The organism is Streptomyces sp. NPDC001315 (assembly GCF_042896175.1).
Lineage (GTDB): Bacteria > Actinomycetota > Actinomycetes > Streptomycetales > Streptomycetaceae > Streptomyces.
On the sequence record NZ_JBIAWZ010000052.1, the window covers coordinates 1 to 2734 of the forward strand.

The 2734-nt window shown below is 67.3% G+C and carries 2 protein-coding genes and 2 pseudogenes; 2 read left to right on the forward strand and 2 right to left on the reverse strand.

Annotation, left to right across the window (positions count from 1 at the left end):
* Nucleotides 1-92: 92 nt before the first annotated feature.
* Nucleotides 93-626 (reverse strand): annotated as a pseudogene (locus tag ACFY16_RS43030) (IS630 family transposase); the annotation flags it as partial.
* Between the two features lie 539 nt (nt 627-1165).
* Nucleotides 1166-1741: a GNAT family N-acetyltransferase gene (locus ACFY16_RS43035; RefSeq protein ID WP_390652677.1), complete on the reverse strand. Its 576-nt coding sequence runs from the start codon at nt 1739-1741 to the stop codon at nt 1166-1168.
* A gap of 85 nt (nt 1742-1826) precedes the next feature.
* Between ACFY16_RS43035 and ACFY16_RS43040 the strand changes: the two are divergent.
* Nucleotides 1827-2099: pseudogene (locus ACFY16_RS43040) on the forward strand (transposase); the annotation flags it as partial.
* Nucleotides 2100-2128: 29 nt separating this feature from the next.
* The gene (locus ACFY16_RS43045; protein WP_390652678.1) at nt 2129-2644 is read left to right on the forward strand and encodes a hypothetical protein; all 516 of its coding nucleotides are present in this window, start codon (nt 2129-2131) and stop codon (nt 2642-2644) included.
* Nucleotides 2645-2734: the final 90 nt, after the last annotated feature.

Consider the following 2734-nt stretch of genomic DNA (forward strand, 5'->3'; position numbering starts at 1 on the left):
GGGCTCAGCCTGCCTCCAGCTTCGACCGGTCACTGCGATGACCGGCGGCGGGTCCTTCCTCCCGCACGGTTTCCATCAGCGCCTCGTGGCGCACGCGACTTCTCGTCCACCGAGAGCACCACCGCACCCTCGGGCGGATCGAGATACAGGCCCACGACGTCATACACCTTCTCGACGAACAACGGGTCCGTCGACAGCTTGAAGGTGTCCGCCAGATGCGGCTTGAGCTGGAACTGTCGCCAGATCCGGCCGACTGTGGACTTCGACAGACCACTGTGCTCGGCCATCGATTTCCGCGACCAGTGGGTGGCGTTCTTCGGCAGCTGTTCCAAAGTGGTGACCACCACTGCTTCCACCTGATCGACGCTGATGGTGGGCGGCCGGCCCGGCCTCGGCTCGTCTACCAGCCCGTCCAGCCGCTGGGCGAGGAAGCGCCGCCGCCACTTGCGGACGGTGTCCGCGGTCACCCGCAACTCCCGGGCGACGGCGACGATCGGCGGTACATCTGGTCCCGCACACGCCAGCACGATCCGTGCCCGCAAGGCCAGGGCCTGGGCCGATGTCGCCCGACGCGTCCACCGTTCCAACTCTGCCCGCTCGTCATCCGACAGCAGCAACGGCTCCAGCTTCGGGCCCCGACGAGGAACTGGCACACCAGCAGTAGAAGTCACACACCAACTAACGATCAACTACTGGCGCAGGACACTAGTACTCCAGTAGCACTTCGCTGTTTTCCCTGTTCAGGGGCGGTTTGGGTGAGTGTACTGGGCTGGTTTCCGGTCAGTGTTCTCTTTCCCGGGCTGCCCCTCGATCGTGTGCAGCCGCCGCTGGTAATGACACCGGCGCGCGACGGCTTGGCGTCGTCTGCGCCAGTGCGACCATCTCAGGGCGCGTGCGCTGATCAGCGGCTGATGGTGGCGCTCGGCTGGTGCGTGGCCAGTTGCCAGAAGCCGCCGAACCTCTACCACGGTGAGCGGAGCCAGCGTGCCAGAACCGTTCTCGCCGGCCGCGCGCAAGAGCGGCGCCACGGCCAGGCGGACCTGCTGAGCGAGCGGCAGGCTCACGCCAACCGCCCGTACCCGGCGACCGGTTGGCCGCCCCAGCACGAGGGCTTGTGTCGCCTGTCCTCTCCTTGCAGGCCTGTGAGGGCCGGTGCAGCGTCCCGTCAGGCGGCCTGAACGTGCAGGAGCAGCAGGTCGAACTCCGGGCCGTCAGGGGTGTTGTGGTACGGCCCCGCGTACCTGTAGCCGAGCCGGGCGTAGAGGTCTTGCCCGCGCTGGTTGGAGGGCAGGGCAAGCAGCGAGGACCACCTTGGGGCGATGGCCTGGAGGAGGGCGCCGTGCAGCCGGGTGCCGATGCCCTGGGACTGCCACGGCGGGCGGACGGCCAGTTCGCACAAGCCCATCAGCCGCTCCTGGCGGGCGCCTTCGGGGACCTGGTCGACCAGGGGGCCGAACCAGTAGTCGGGCGAGCAGGGGAACGCGTAGCCGAAGCCGACCGCGCTGCCGCCGGCGTACGCGACGACCAGGACGAAGCCGGGGTGTTTGAGGTGGCCGGTGATCTGACGGTGCAGTTCAGGCACGGACAGCCCCATTGTCTCCGCGCCCGGGTTGTCGAGCAGTTCCGGATGGCTGTCGGCCCAGATGTCGGCGAGGGTATCGATCAGCGGTGGGACCTGGCGGGCGACGTCGGCTGTGTACAGGGCGCGATTGCGGGCGAACTGGTCGCCGTGCAGCAGCACTGCCTGTTCCGCCCCGGCTGCGGCCCGCTCGTGCTGGGCGAGGTCGGCCCGGGCCAACGCTTCCACCGAGGACCGGGAGGAGCGGCTGGCGTTCTACGAGTTCCCGGCCGAGCATTGGATCCACCTGCAGACGACGAACCCGATCGAGTCGACCTCCTCCACCGTCAAGCTCCGCACCAAGGTCACCCGCGGCGCCGGCAGGCCGGCCGCAGCCCTCGCGATGGTGTTCAAGCTCGTCGAGTCCGCCCAGGCCCGCTGGCGGGCGATCACCGGATCCCACCTGGTGCCCTTGGTCCGCGCGGGCGCCAAGTTCGAGAATGGCATCCTCGTCGAACGTACCGAAACACGGGCTGCGTGAGGCCGTGGGGCTGGGAGGTCAGGAGAACCGTGGCCATCTGTTTCGAGCTCGTGGTGAACTTCGGCGACAACGCCGAGGCGGCACAGGCTGCCGCCCGTATCGACCCCAAGCCATGGGTGCTTCGCTCGGGCGCCCACCGCATCCCTCTCCACCGGCCGATGCTGACGAAGGCGGGCTCATACATCGAGCTCTCGATCCTGCCCATGGCCGTCAGTTGGCATTGTGGCCTGGACGGCAGCCTCCCCAGATTTCAGCTCACCGCAGCAGAGCTGACCGAACTGGGACACCAACTCTACGAACTGCTCGCGCAGTTCCACGGATATGTCGCCGCCAAGGTCGGCTGGGATCCGGAATCACTCCTGGACCCTGCTGAGCTCAGGTGCGAGTGGTCAGATGAACTGAACGACGGCAGCATCCACGGGCTCGTGCTCAGCGAAAAGCTGCATGCGGAACTTGACCTGAGCCCCGACTACGAAGCGTTCCGGCCCGGATACCGATGGATACCGTATCGCGGGGAGGAACCGAGCAGCCTCACGGCCGACTAGGGCCTGTTCTGAGTTGAGATCACGGATCGGTCATTCCCGCTTCGGGAGGGTGCTGGATGCGGTAGACCGGTTGCGTGACTCGTGGTGATC